The sequence below is a fragment of the Streptomyces amakusaensis genome (assembly GCF_039532665.1).
Taxonomy (GTDB): domain Bacteria; phylum Actinomycetota; class Actinomycetes; order Streptomycetales; family Streptomycetaceae; genus Streptomyces; species Streptomyces amakusaensis.
In genome coordinates this window covers 480,769-493,542 of the sequence record NZ_BAAASB010000002.1, presented here as the reverse complement: position 1 = coordinate 493,542, position 12,774 = coordinate 480,769, and the positions used below count along the sequence as shown (strand labels likewise).

Annotated in this window: 12 protein-coding genes; 3 read left to right on the top strand and 9 right to left on the bottom strand. The window is 71.1% G+C overall.

The window, feature by feature from the left end; translation table 11 throughout:
- The first annotated feature begins 57 nt into the window (after positions 1-57).
- The 3 genes from ABD371_RS04775 to ABD371_RS04765 all read left to right on the top strand — a co-directional run bounded on the left by ABD371_RS04775 (position 58) and on the right by ABD371_RS04765 (position 2,497).
- A complete protein-coding gene (locus ABD371_RS04775; RefSeq protein WP_344473015.1) occupies positions 58-786 on the top strand; it encodes an ABC transporter ATP-binding protein in 729 nt (242 codons plus the stop codon).
- A complete protein-coding gene (locus ABD371_RS04770; protein WP_344473013.1) occupies positions 768-1,925 on the top strand; it encodes a hypothetical protein in 1,158 nt (385 codons plus the stop codon). The genes ABD371_RS04775 and ABD371_RS04770 overlap by 19 nt, the downstream gene beginning before the upstream one ends.
- 113 nt (positions 1,926-2,038) lie before the next feature.
- A complete protein-coding gene (locus tag ABD371_RS04765) occupies positions 2,039-2,497 on the top strand; it encodes a nuclear transport factor 2 family protein (RefSeq protein WP_344473011.1) in 459 nt (152 codons plus the stop codon).
- Between the two features lie 24 nt (positions 2,498-2,521).
- Here the strand turns inward: ABD371_RS04765 and ABD371_RS04760 are convergent, their stop codons facing one another.
- From ABD371_RS04760 to rpsB, 9 genes are all read right to left on the bottom strand, one after another.
- Complete coding sequence (locus ABD371_RS04760) at positions 2,522-3,547, bottom strand: ABC transporter ATP-binding protein (RefSeq protein WP_344473008.1); 1,026 nt, start codon at positions 3,545-3,547, stop codon at positions 2,522-2,524.
- The gene (locus ABD371_RS04755) at positions 3,547-5,244 is read right to left on the bottom strand and encodes an ABC transporter permease (protein ID WP_381734772.1); all 1,698 of its coding nucleotides are present in this window, start codon (positions 5,242-5,244) and stop codon (positions 3,547-3,549) included. Before ABD371_RS04755 ends, ABD371_RS04760 begins: the two co-directional genes overlap by 1 nt.
- Positions 5,220-6,320, bottom strand: coding sequence for a thiamine ABC transporter substrate-binding protein (locus tag ABD371_RS04750; RefSeq protein WP_344473006.1), 1,101 nt, complete (start codon positions 6,318-6,320; stop codon positions 5,220-5,222). The genes ABD371_RS04755 and ABD371_RS04750 overlap by 25 nt, the downstream gene beginning before the upstream one ends.
- Before the next feature lie 331 nt (positions 6,321-6,651).
- Positions 6,652-7,758 (bottom strand): dual-specificity RNA methyltransferase RlmN, encoded by a 1,107-nt coding sequence (gene rlmN / locus ABD371_RS04745; protein WP_344473004.1) that lies wholly within the window; start codon positions 7,756-7,758, stop codon positions 6,652-6,654.
- A gap of 91 nt (positions 7,759-7,849) precedes the next feature.
- On the bottom strand, positions 7,850-9,058 hold the full coding sequence (locus tag ABD371_RS04740; protein ID WP_344473001.1) for a phosphatidate cytidylyltransferase: 1,209 nt from the start codon (positions 9,056-9,058) through the stop codon (positions 7,850-7,852).
- A complete protein-coding gene (frr, locus tag ABD371_RS04735) occupies positions 9,058-9,615 on the bottom strand; it encodes a ribosome recycling factor (RefSeq protein WP_190125199.1) in 558 nt (185 codons plus the stop codon). Before frr ends, ABD371_RS04740 begins: the two co-directional genes overlap by 1 nt.
- A 172-nt stretch (positions 9,616-9,787) precedes the next feature.
- On the bottom strand, positions 9,788-10,588 hold the full coding sequence (pyrH, locus tag ABD371_RS04730; RefSeq protein ID WP_190125198.1) for a UMP kinase: 801 nt from the start codon (positions 10,586-10,588) through the stop codon (positions 9,788-9,790).
- A gap of 197 nt (positions 10,589-10,785) precedes the next feature.
- Complete coding sequence (gene tsf / locus ABD371_RS04725) at positions 10,786-11,622, bottom strand: translation elongation factor Ts (protein WP_190125197.1); 837 nt, start codon at positions 11,620-11,622, stop codon at positions 10,786-10,788.
- 145 nt (positions 11,623-11,767) lie between these two features.
- A complete protein-coding gene (rpsB, locus tag ABD371_RS04720; RefSeq protein WP_344472996.1) occupies positions 11,768-12,691 on the bottom strand; it encodes a 30S ribosomal protein S2 in 924 nt (307 codons plus the stop codon).
- Positions 12,692-12,774: the final 83 nt, after the last annotated feature.

Below are 12,774 nucleotides of genomic sequence, written 5' to 3'. Positions count from 1 at the left end.
CTGACGTCGTTCCCCCGTACGGGGAAGCCGAATCCGATCAGAACCGAGGTGTACGCCATGGTGGCCCCGCCGGACGACGACGCGCTCCGGGCGCTCTCGCTCCATCACTCCCACACCGGATCACCCGCGCTCGCGGGCGTCTCGCTCGGGATCGGGGAGGGCGAGATCCTCGCCGTGTGCGGACCGCGCGGCAGCGGGAAGACCACCCTGCTGCGCTGCCTCTCCGGCCAGACCGTCCCGGACGAGGGCGAGGTGTGGTTCAACGGCTCCCCCGTGCACACCCTCACCGCGCTCCGGCGCGAGCGGCTGCGCCGGGAGCGCTTCGGCTGGATCGGCCCCGAGCCCTCGCTCGTGCCGGAGCTGACCGTGTGGGAGAACGCCGCCCTGCCGCTGCTGCTGCGCGGCACCCCGCACCGGCAGGCCAGAGCCGCCGCGCTGGAGTGGCTGGAGCATCTGGACATCAGCGCGCACGCCAACCGCCGGCCGCACACCCTCACCCAGCCGCAGCGCCAGCGGACCGCCACCGCGCGGGCGCTGATCGCGGTGCCCTCGGTGCTCTTCGCCGACGAACCGACGGCGACGCTGCACCGCGCCGACCGGGCCCTGGTGCTGCGCACCCTGCTCGCCGCCGCCCGCTCGCACCGGATCACCGTCGTACTCGCCAGCCACGACCCGGAGGTCGCGGCGCTCGCCGACCGCACCGTCACACTCCTCGACGGCAGACGGACCGACGCTCCGGAAGCCGCCGACGCGGAAGGCCAGGCCGAGTGCTCGCTCTCCGTCTGACCCGAGGCTCCCACCCCCTGGTGCTGCTGCGCCGGCTGCTGGTCGCGGCGGCATCGGCCGGGGTCGGATTTCTGCTGCTCAGCTCGCTGACCCATGCGCTCGCCCACCCCGGCGACTCCGCCGCGTCCCTGCAACGGCTGCTCTGGTGCGCGCTGCCGCTGGCCGCCACGGTGCATCTGGCGGTGGTGGTGGCGCGTACGGATCCGGCCACCCGCCCCCGTACCGGGCTCTCCGCGGTGGGGCTCGGGCCCGGCCGGCTGGCCGTGCTCGCGGCGGTCTCCACCGCGGTGGCGGGCACCCTCGGCAGTGCGCTCGCCCTGCTGTTCTTCCTCCATCTGCGCGGGGATCTGACCGGGCTGCCGTTCGACGGCGCGGCGGCGGAACCGCTCGCCTCGGGACGGCCGCTGCCCACCGGCGCGGCCCTGATCCTGCTGGCGCTGGTGCCGTTCAGCACCACTCTCGCGGCGGCGCTGGCACTGCGCCCGCGCGGCCCCTCGGCACCGGCCGAAGCACCGGAGGCAGCCGCTCCGGCACGGCCGCCGGGCGGGCTGCCCTGGGGGTGCGCGCTGACCACGGCGGGTCTGGCGGTCGGCACCTACGCGGCCCGCTCCGACCGGGGCGTCTCGCTGCCGCTGCCCGGCCAGTTCGACGGCCATCCGGCCGGCTCACTGCTGGGCTGGGCCCTCACCGCCGTCGGGCTCGCGCTCGCGGGACCCGCCCTCACCCACTTCTGCGGCCGTCTCCTCCAGGCGCGCCGGCCGGGCGCGGCCCGGCTGCTGGCCGGCCGGATCCTGATGGAGGAGTCGCGCAGGATCGGCCGCCCGCTGGGGGTGGTGTGCGCGGTCGCGTCGGCGGTGATCACGGTATGGACGCTGTACGACACCGGCCCGCACCCCTTCGGTCCGCTGACCGGCCTGGGCGCGACCCTGGTGATCTCCTGCACGGCGGCCACCCTGATCACCTCGGCGGTCCAGGCCCGCCAGTCCCGCTCGGCCGCCACGGAGAATCTGCGCCGGCTGGGGGCCTCGGCGGGAACCCTGCGGCTGGCCGCGCTGCTGCGGGTGGTGGCGCTCCTGCTCGTCCTCACCCCCGTGACCTGGGCGGTGGCGACGCTGGCGGCGGTGCCGCTGGCCCGCTGAGCGCGCCCCCCTTACCTCCGGGGTCATCGACCGCTCCGGCGGCGCGCGGCAGGATCGGTACGAAGCCGGGCGGCGGAGCCCCGGCGGCCGACGGCCCGAGGGAGACAGCGCGCATGAGCACAGCCGTACGCACCACGACCGGCGACACGAACCGGGCGAGCGAGGCCGGGGAGCCGACCAGGACGACCGTGCTGGCGTTTCTGGCCCGGGTCCAGGAGGGCGACCCCGGCAGGATCGCGGAGCTGTTCGCGGAGCGGGTGGACTGGGTGATCGCCGAGAATCCGGCGGTGCCCTGGATCAGGCCGCGCCGCACCAGGGCCGATGTCGCCGACCACTTCCGTGAGCTGGCCGCGGGCCAGCGGGCCGACCCGGCCGGCACCTCCGTCGACACGATCGCCGTGGACGGCGAGGAGGCCCTGCTCGGCGGGCGGCTCGCGGGGACGGTCCGGGCCACGGGCAAGTCGTTCAGCTCACCGTTCACCATGCGGCTGACGGTCCGGGACGGTCTGATCGTCCGCTACCGGGTGGTCGAGGACGCCGCGGCGATCGCGGCGGCGTGCACCCACGGCTGAGCCGGCCCGGCCCGGCGTCCGGGGTCAGCCGAGCACGACCACCTCGTCGGCGGCGAAGGCCACCGTGACCTCGGCACCCGCCTCGGGCGCGTCCCGCAGCGGAACCTCCGCTTCCAGAAGCGGTCCGCCGGGCGGCCTCAGCCGTACCGCCACATGGTTGCCCCGGAAGGTGCAGGACTCCGCGACATACGCCGGTCCCTCGCCCCCGGCCGCCGTGATCCGTACGCCCGCCGGGCGCACCAGGAGGTCGCGCGCCCCCTCGGGGGAGCCGGCGGGCACCGGGATCCGCCCCCACACGGTGTCGGCGAAACCGTCGGCGATCCTCGCGGCGACCACATTGTCGAAGCCGAGGAAGCGGGCCACGAACTCGTCGGCGGGCCGCCGCCACACCTCCAGCGGGGTGCCCGCCTGGGCGATGCGGCCGTCGCGCATCACCACCACCCGGTCGGCGAGCGCGAAGGCCTCGCCCTGGTCGTGGGTGACCGCGAGGACGGTGGTGCCGAGCCGCCCGAAGAGTTCCCGCAGCTCGATCACGAGCCGCTCGCGCAGCCCCCGGTCGAGCTGGCCGAGCGGCTCGTCCAGCATCAGCAGCCGGGGTTCGGGGGCCAGCGCGCGGGCCAGCGCGACCCGCTGCTGCTCGCCGCCGGAGAGGGAGGCGACGGCCCGGCCCTGCGCGCCGGGGAGGCCGACCAGCTCCAGCAGCTCGGCGACCCTGCGGCGCTGTTCGGCGCGGTCCGCGCCGCGCATCCGCAGTCCGAAGGAGACATTCCCGCCGACGTCGCGCTGGGGGAAGAGCTGATGGTCCTGGAACATCAGCCCGACGCCGCGCCGGTGCACCGGCGTCCCCGACAGGTCGTCGCCCGCGAGCAGCACCCGGCCGGTGTCGGCGGGCTGGAGTCCGGCGACCACTCTCAGCAGGGTGGACTTGCCGCTGCCGCTCGGCCCGAGCACGCAGACGATCTCGTGCTCGGCGACCGCCAGGTCCACCGAGTCGAGGGCCGCGCGGGCCCCGAAGCGTACGGTCACACCGTCGAGCGCGAGCAGCGCCATCAGAACTCTCCAGCAGAGGAACCGCGGACCCTGGTCCGCTCCAGCAACAGCAGCGCCGCCGCGCAGACGGCCATCAGGATCGTGCTCAGGGCCATCGCCTGTCCGTAGTTGAGTTCGCCGGGGCGGCCGAGGAGGCGGGCCACCGCCACCGGAAGGGTCGGATTGTCGGGTCTGGCGATGAAGACGGTGGCCCCGAATTCGCCGAGGGAGACGGCGAAGGCGAATCCGGCGGCGATCAGCAGCGCCCTGCGGACCATCGGGAAGTCGACCTCCCGCCAGACCCGCGCGGGGGAGGCTCCGAGTACCGCCGCCGCCTCGCGCAGCCGTCCGTCCACCGCGCGCAGCACGGGCAGCATGGTCCGTACGACGAAGGGGACGCCGACCAGCGCCTGTGCGAGGGGCACCAGGATCCAGGAGGCCCGCAGGTCCAGCGGCGGCTTGTCCAGGGTGATCAGGAAGCCGAAGCCGACGGTGACGGCGGAGACGCCGAGCGGCAGCATCAGCAGCGCGTCGAAGCCGCGCACCAGCCGGCCGGCCCGCCGGGTGAGCGCGGCCGCGGCGAGCCCGCCGACGGTGACCGCGATCAGGGTGGCGGCCAGCGCGTACCGCAGGGAGTTCCAGACCGCTTCGATCGGCGGTACGAGGAAGGCCGCGCCGCGCTCGTCGAGGGTGCCGAGGGCCCGGTAGTAGTCGAGGCCGTAGCCGCCGGGGGTGTCGAAGGACCGCTCGACCAGCACGGCGAGCGGGGTCAGCAGGAGCAGCGCGATGGTGGCGATCACCGCGCCGAGCAGGGCGCGCCGGCCGAGGCCGCGCGGGGGCCGGGAGGTCTGCGCGGGGGAGACCAGTCTCAGCGCGGTCTCCCGGCGGCGCACGGCCTTGGCGTGGACGGCGAGCACGGCCCCGACCGCCGCGAACTGCACCAGGGTGAGCACGGCGGCGGTGCGCAGATCCAGCAGCTGGGCGGTCTGCCGGTAGATCTCCACCTCCAGGGTGGCGTAGGTCGGTCCGCCGAGGATCTGGACGACGCCGAAGGAGGTGAAGGTGAAGAGGAAGACCATCAGGGCGGCGGCGGCCACGGCGGGGGTGAGCGCGGGGAGCGTCACCCGCCGCCAGGCGGTGAACCGTCCCGCGCCCAGGACCCGGGCGGCCTCCTCCTGGCGCGGGTCGAGCTGGGACCAGAGTCCGCCCACGGTCCTGACGACGACCGCGTAGTTGAAGAAGACATGGGCGAGCAGGATGGCCCAGACGCTGGTGTCGAGCCGGATTCCCCAGAGCTCGTCCAGCACTCCGCCGCGGCCCAGCAGTGCCAGGAAGGCGCTGCCGACGACGACGGTCGGCAGGACGAAGGGCACGGTGACGGCGGCCCTCAGCAGTCTTTTGCCGGGGAAGTCGTAGCGGGCGAAGACATACGCTCCGGGCAGCGCGATCAGCAGGGTGAGCGCGGTGGAGGCGAGCGCCTGCCAGGTGGTGAACCAGAGCACCCGCTGGAGATCGGCGCGGCCGAGCACCTCGGCGGCCCCGGCGAACTGCCACACTCCGCCGTCCCTGAGGCCGCGTCCGACGATGGCGGCGACGGGATGGGCGAAGAAGACGGCGAAGAACGCGACGGGCACGGCCATCAGGCCGAGCCGCGCCGCGTTTCCCCGCACCCTGGCCCTGCGGGCGGCGCGGGTTACTTCAGTACGAGCGAGGACCACGACTGAACCCACTGCTCACGGTTCTTGGCGATCTTGTCGGGGGCCACGGTGTACGGCTTGTCGATCACCACGCCGAACTCGGTGAACAGCTCGGGCAGCTTCGCCCCCTTCACGACCGGGTTGACGAACATGTTGAGCGGCATGTCCTCCTGGAAGGTCTTGGAGACCAGGAAGTCCAGCAGCGCCTTGCCGCCCGCCTCGTTCTTCGCGCCGGTCAGCAGTCCGGCGAACTCGATCTGCCGGAAGCAGGTCCCGGTGGCGACCCCGGTGGGGGCCTTCTCGGGCCGGGGCTCCGCGTAGAGGACCTCCACGGGCGGGCTGGAGGCGTAGGAGACGACCAGCGGCCGGTCGCCCTTGGCCTTCTTGCCGCCGGCCGAGCCGGAGAACTCCTCGTTGTAGGCCTGGTCCCAGCCGTCGACGACGGCGACGCCGTTGTCCTTGAGCTTCTTCCAGTAGTCCTGCCAGCCCGAGTCCCCGTAGCGGGCGACGGTGCCGAGGACGAAGCCGAGGCCGGGCGAGGAGGTGGCGGCGTTCTCGACGACCAGGAGGTCCTTGTACTCGGGCTTGATCAGGTCGTCGAAGGTGCGCGGGGGAGCCAGCTTCTTGTCGGCGAAGTACTTCTTGTCGTAGTTGACGCAGACGTCGCCGGTGTCCACGGGGGTGACCCGGTGCTTCCCCGCGTCCAGCTGGACGCCCGCCTCGACCTGGTCCAGGCCCTTGGCCTCATACGGGGTGAAGAGTCCGTTGTCGAGGGCGCGGGAGAGCAGGGTGTTGTCGACGCCGAAGAAGACATCGCCCTGCGGGGAGCCCTTGGTGAGGATCTCCTTGTTGAGGGCGGCGCCGGCGTCGTCGCTCTTGAGCACCTTGACCTGGTAGCCGGTCTCCTTGGTGAACTGCTTGAGGACCGCCTCGGAGGCGGCGAAGGAGGAGTGGCTGACGAGGGTCACGGTCTTGGACTTGGTGCCGGTGGAGCCGGACGCGCCGTCCCCGGCGGGCTCGCCGCCGCCGCAGGCCGCGAGCGCGGTGACACCCAGCGCCGCGGCGATCGCGGTGACGGTGATCTTCTTGGTTCTCACTGAGATTCCTCCTGGAGGGACCAGGAAGAGACGCGGCCCCGGCCGGTTCTCCGAGAAGAATCCGGGCAGGGCGCAACAGCTTGAGTAACGACCGAACTTCCTACCCAGAATGACCTGGGCGAGGTTCAGAGGGTCTGCGGTCTGTCGGGTACCGCACTCTCAGCGCTGTGGCGCTCCCCTGTCGGAAAAATATGAAGATGTCATCCATGGGGATGTTCGAGCCCAGAGTACAAGGTCAGGGGCGTACGGCGGCAGGGCCGGGGGGCGGCCGTCGGAGCGGACCGGGGTCGGTGGACCGGTCCGACGGCCTTCACACGGATACGGGGACGGCTCAGCGCTCGGCGGCGGCGAGCTGTCCGCACGCGCCGTCGATCTCCTGGCCCCGGGTGTCACGCACGGTCACCGGCACTCCGTGGGCGGCGATCGCCTCGACGAACGCCTTCTCGTCCTCCGGGCGGGAGGCGGTCCACTTGGACCCCGGCGTCGGGTTGAGCGGGATCAGGTTGACATGGACCCGCTTGCCCTTGAGCAGCCGGCCGAGGAGGTCGCCGCGCCAGGCCTGGTCGTTGATGTCGCGGATCAGGGCGTACTCGATGGAGACACGGCGGCCGGACTTCTCCGCGTACTCCCAGGCGGCGTCCAGGACCTCGCGGACCTTCCAGCGGGTGTTGACCGGGACGAGGGTGTCGCGCAGCTCGTCGTCCGGGGCGTGCAGCGAGACGGCGAGACGGCACTTGAAGCCCTCGTCGGCGAAGCGCAGCATGGCGGGGACCAGGCCGACGGTCGAGACGGTGATCCCGCGCTGGGAGAGGCCGAGCCCGTCGGGCTCGGGGTCGGTGAGCCGGCGGATCGCGCCGACGACCCGCTTGTAGTTGGCCAGCGGCTCGCCCATCCCCATGAAGACGATGTTGGAGAGCCGGGCGGGTCCGCCGGGGACCTCGCCGTCGCGCAGGGCGCGCATGCCGTCGACGATCTGGTGGACGATCTCGGCGGTGGACAGATTGCGGTCGAGACCCGCCTGCCCGGTGGCGCAGAAGGGGCAGTTCATCCCGCAGCCGGCCTGCGAGGAGATGCACATCGTCACCCGGTCCGGGTAGCGCATCAGCACGGACTCCACGAGGGTCCCGTCGTGGAGTTTCCACAGCGTCTTGCGGGTGGTGTCGTCGTCGCACGAGACATGCCGCAGAACGGACATCAGATCGGGAAGCAGCTCGGAGGCGAGCTTCTCCCGCGCGGCGGCCGGGATGTCGGTCCACTGGGCCGGGTCGTGGGCGTACCGCGCGAAGTAGTGCTGCGAGAGCTGCTTGGCGCGGAACGGCTTCTCGCCGATCGCGGCGACGGCGTCCTTGCGCTCGGCGGGCGTGAGGTCGGCGAGGTGCCGCGGGGGCTTCTTGGCTCCGCGGGGCGCGACAAAGGTCAATTCTCCGGGCTTGGGCATGGTCTCTCCAGTGTCGCAGAAGTACGACAAGGGGCTCGCCACCCTGTGGATGACGAGCCCCTTGATACGGACGTTGATGCGAACAGGCAGGTCAGCCGCTGCCTACGAAGATCACCAGCAGCAGCCAGACCACCGGAGCGGTCGGCAGGAGCGAGTCCAGGCGGTCCATGATGCCCCCGTGGCCGGGGAGCAGGGTGCCCATGTCCTTGATCCCGAGATCACGCTTGATCATGGATTCGCCGAGATCGCCGAGGGTGGCGCTGACCGCGACCGCGAGGCCCAGCAGCAGCCCCTGCCACCAGGTGCCGCCGTCGACCAGGAACTCCATGCAGAGCACACCGGCCGCCATCGCGAAGGCCATGGCTCCGAACAGGCCCTCGCGGGTCTTGCCGGGGCTGATGCGCGGGGCGAGCTTGTGCTTGCCGAAGCGCCAGCCCACCGCGTACGCACCGGTGTCGCTGACCACGGTGAGCAGCAGGAAGGTGAGCACCCGCTCCGCGCCGTCGTCCGCCGCCAGCATCAGCGCCACGAACGTGGCCAGGAACGGCACGTAGAACGCGGCGAAGACACCGGCGGTGACATCCCTGAGGTATCCCTCGGGGGGCTCGGTCATCCGCCAGACAAGCACCGCGAGAGCGGTGAGCGCCATGACGATCCAGGCGCCCTCCGCGCCCCGCAGATATCCGGCGACGACCATCGCCGCGCCGCCGAGCGCCAGCGGCACCAGGGGCGCCTTGATCTGCTTGCGCTCCTGGAGGCGGGAGGTCAGCTCCCACAGCCCGACGACGACGGCGACCACGATCACACCGACGAACACCGCTCTGACGACGAAGAGCGAGGCCACGATCACCGCGCCGAGCCCGACGCCGACCCCTATGGCGGCCTTCAGATCACGCCCGGCGCGCTTCTTCTCGCGCCCGGCGTCCGCCGAGCCGTCGGACCTGGCGGATCCGCCCGGCTGTCCTCTGCCCCGCCTGCGGTTCGGCGGACCGGACGCCGGCGGGGGCGGCTCGTCCATGGGCTCCTGCCGGGACGGGGACTGGTCGTGGAACGGGGGGCCGCCGCGCGGAGCAGCCCCCCGGTCGCGACGGCCGTGGCCGTGGCCGTGGCCGTTGCGGTCGTCGCTGTCTTCGGCGCCTCTACCTGCGTCGGGAAAGTCCGGGACGATGGGCATGGGCCGAGTCTGCTGTGCGACATGCTCATCGTATGCGGGACCCGCCGAGACAGGACCCTGGTCGGACGGTCGCGGGCCCCCGACGAAGCCGGCCCTCGGCGGGGCCCCCCAGGAAGAGTCGTTCATCAGACTTCGAGCAGCTCGGCTTCCTTGTGCTTCAGCAGCTCGTCGACCTGCGCCACATACTTCGACGTGGTGTCGTCGAGCTCCTTCTCGGCACGGCGGCCGTCGTCCTCGCCGACCTCGCCGTCCTTGACGAGCTTGTCGATGCTCTCCTTGGCCTTGCGGCGCACGGAGCGGATCGAGATCTTCGAGTCCTCGGCCTTGGTCTTGGCGACCTTGATGTACTCGCGGCGGCGCTCTCCGGTCAGCTCCGGGAACGTCACTCGGATGATGTTGCCGTCGTTGCTCGGGTTGACGCCGAGGTCCGAGTCGCGGATCGCCTGCTCGATGTTGCGCAGCGCGGTCTTGTCGAACGGGGTCACCACGGCCATCCGGGGCTCCGGCACCGAGAACGAGGCGAGCTGGTTGATCGGGGTCAGCGCGCCGTAGTAGTCGGCCACGATCTTGTTGAACATCGCCGGGTGCGCACGGCCGGTGCGGATCGCGGCGAAGTCCTCCTTGGCGACCACGACGGCCTTCTCCATCTTCTCCTCGGCCTCGAGGAGGGTCTCTTCGATCACCACTTGCTCCTGCGTGTCTTGAGTAGGCTGCCGTTCCCCCGTGCCAGTGGCCACGGGAAAATTGCCTGGGCCGGGCGGAACTCTGTCGCGTCTTCCCCTGCACGGTGTCCGACCGGCAGGAGTTTGTCTATCCCCGGACGGCCGTACCCGGCCGTCACTGGAGTACCGGGAGTCAGGTCCGGGTGCCCTGGTCGCTCACGAGCGTGCCGATCTTCTCACCCTTGACGGCCCGCGCGATATTGCCCTCGGTGAGAAGCTCGAAGACGAGGATCGGCAGGGCGTTGTCACGGCAGAGGGTGATGGCGGTGGCGTCCGCGACCCGAAGGTCCCGGGCGATCACCTCGCCGTACTCCAGCGCGTCGAACTTGACCGCGTCCGGGTTGGCCTTGGGGTCGGAGTCGTAGACCCCGTCGACGCCGTTCTTGCCCATGAGCAGGGCCTCGGCGTCGATCTCCAGCGCGCGCTGGGCGGCCGTGGTGTCGGTGGAGAAGTAGGGCATGCCCATGCCGGCGCCGAAGATGACGACCCGGCCCTTCTCCAGATGGCGCACGGCGCGCAGCGGGATGTACGGCTCCGCGACCTGGCCCATGGTGATGGCGGTCTGGACCCGGGAGTCGATGCCCTCCTTCTCCAGGAAGTCCTGGAGGGCGAGGCAGTTCATCACGGTGCCGAGCATGCCCATGTAGTCGGAGCGGGCCCGGTCCATGCCCCGCACCTGAAGCTCCGCGCCCCGGAAGAAGTTGCCGCCGCCGATGACGATCGCGATCTGAGCGCCGTCGCGGACCACCGCGGCGATCTCGCGAGCGATGGCGTGCACCACATCGGGGTCGACGCCGAGTCCTCCGCCGCCGGAGAACGCCTCGCCGGAGAGCTTCAGCATGAAGCGTCCGGCGGCCGCCTTCTTCACGTCATGGTTCCCGTCGTGGTCGCTGTTGTCGCCGGCTGCCTGGTTGGCGTCCGAGCCGTTGTTCATGGGGATCTCCTCGTACACATACGAAGAAGGCCATCGCCGCCTGGGTGCTGGTGTCCCTGTCGGCAATGGCCTCCTCGTCAGAACTGCGCTCGTCCGGCATCGCGACGCCGCGCGCCCGCGGGGAACCCGCGGCCGTCGGCGGCGTGAGAAACCCTAGCGGGCTCCCGGACCGATCGCGTACTCGCCGTAATACTCGCTCAGGAGCCGACGCGGATGCGCGCGAAGCGCTTCAGCTCGACACCGGCCTCGTCAAGAATCTTCTTGACGGACTTCTTGTTGTCCTTCGCGAACGGCTGGTCGAGGAGGGTGACCTCCTTGAAGAAGCCGTTGACGCGACCCTCGACGATCTTCGGGAGGGCGGCCTCGGGCTTGCCCTCCTCACGCGAGGTGGCCTCGGCGACGCGGCGCTCGTTCTCGACGACGTCGGCGGGCACCTCGTCACGGGTGAGGTACTTCGGGGAGAACGCGGTGATGTGCTGCGCCACGTCCTTGGCGATCTCCGCGTTCTCCTTGGAGAGCTCGACCAGGACGCCGACCTGCGGCGGGAGGTCGGGCATGGTGCGGTGCAGGTAGACACCCACGTAAGCACCGGAGAACTGCGCGAAGCGGTCCAGGACGATCTTCTCGCCGAGGTTGGCGTTCGCCTCGTCCACGTAGGCCTGGACGGTCTTGCCGGGCTCGATCTCGGAGGCCAGCAGGGCCTCGAGGTCGGCCGGGGAGGTGGCCGCGACGTGCTGGGCGAGCGTGTTGGCGACGGCCTGGAACTTGTCGCCCTTGGCGACGAAGTCGGTCTCGCACTTCAGCTCAAGCAGAACGCCGGAGGTCTTGTCCTCGGAGATGAGGGAGACGACGGCGCCGTTCTCGGCACTGCGGCTCTCGCGCTTGGCCACGCCCTTCTGGCCCTTGACGCGGAGCACCTCAACGGCCTTGTCGACGTCGCCGTCGGCCTCGACCAGCGCCTTCTTGCAGTCCATCATGCCGGCGCCGGTCAGCTCGCGGAGCTTCTTGACGTCAGCGGCGGTGTAGTTCGCCATGTCCTTGAGTCTCTTCTCGAAAAAGTCGAAATTCGAAGATCAGTCGCAGTTCGGAGAGTCTGCCGACGATCTACGGGTGAGCGGCGGGGGCCGGTGCATACATCACCGCCCCCCGCCGTTCACCTACCGAAGCTGTGCGAGGCGGTCAGGCCTGCTCGGCGTCCGCGGCCGGCTCGACCTCGGCAGCGGCCTCGGCGGCGGGCGCCTCGGCAGCGGCGGGGGTCTCCTCGACGGCGGCGTCGGCGGCGGCCTCGGCCGGCTTCTCGTCAGCGGTCTCGGAGTCGGCCTTCTTCTCGCCCTCGAGCAGGTCGCGCTCCCACTCGGCGAGGGGCTCGCCGGCGGCCTTCTCGCCCGGCTTCGAGTCACCGGTGGCCACGCCGGAACGGGCGATGAGGCCCTCGGCGACGGCGTCGGCGATCACGCGGGTGAGCAGGGTGACGGAGCGGATCGCGTCGTCGTTGCCCGGGATCTTGTAGTCGACCTCGTCGGGGTCGCAGTTGGTGTCGAGGATCGCGACGACCGGGATGTGGAGCTTGCGCGCCTCACCGACGGCGATGTGCTCCTTCTTGGTGTCCACGATCCAGACGGCGCTGGGCACCTTCTGCATCTCGCGGATACCACCGAGGGTCTTCTCCAGCTTGGCCTTCTCGCGGGAGAGGACCAGCAGCTCCTTCTTGGTGAGGCCGGACGCGGCCACATCCTCGAAGTCGATCTGCTCAAGCTCCTTGAGGCGCTGCAGACGCTTGTAGACGGTGGAGAAGTTGGTCAGCATGCCACCCAGCCAGCGCTGGTTGACGTACGGCATGCCCACGCGGGTCGCCTGCTCGGCGATCGCCTCCTGGGCCTGCTTCTTGGTGCCGACGAACATGATGGAGCCGCCGTGGGCGACGGTCTCCTTGACGAACTCGTAGGCGCGGTCGATGTACGACAGCGACTGGAGCAGGTCGATGATGTAGATGCCGTTGCGCTCGGTGAAGATGAAGCGCTTCATCTTCGGGTTCCAGCGACGGGTCTGGTGACCGAAGTGGACGCCGCTTTCCAGCAGCTCCCGCATCGTGACGACGGCCATGGCCGTATCTCCTTGGATTCTCGGTTATGTCCTGACGCCCCGACGCGCCGTGCCACAGAGGACCGAGGAGCGCGGCCACCAAC